This is a genomic window from Tsukamurella pseudospumae (assembly GCF_001575195.1).
GTDB lineage: Bacteria > Actinomycetota > Actinomycetes > Mycobacteriales > Mycobacteriaceae > Tsukamurella > Tsukamurella pseudospumae.
The window spans coordinates 1-227 of sequence record NZ_LSRF01000075.1 but is presented as its reverse complement, the minus strand read 5'-3'; the positions used below and the strand labels follow the sequence as shown (position 1 = coordinate 227).

General features: G+C 67.4%; 1 protein-coding gene. It reads right to left on the bottom strand.

Annotated elements, in window-relative coordinates:
• Positions 1-227, bottom strand: a 227-nt coding sequence (locus AXK60_RS25165) for a transposase (RefSeq protein ID WP_175400114.1), incomplete at both ends; no start/stop codon positions are given.

The following is a 227-nucleotide window of genomic DNA, read 5'->3' as shown; positions in this document are numbered from 1 at the left end:
GTCGGTGACGTAGACGTTTGGGTTCCCACCGGCGGGCATCATGGCTGGTCAGGGCGAGCATTTGGGTCCAGGCGATGAGGTCGGCAGCCAGTGCGGCGATCGCGGTCCAGATCTGGTTCTTCGCGAACTGGTGCAGCGGGAGGTTCCGCAGGCCGGTGTCCTTGAGATTGCGGATGCGGTCCTCGCAGCGGGCGCGACGCCGGTGCCGCAGCTCGAGGCGTTCGACC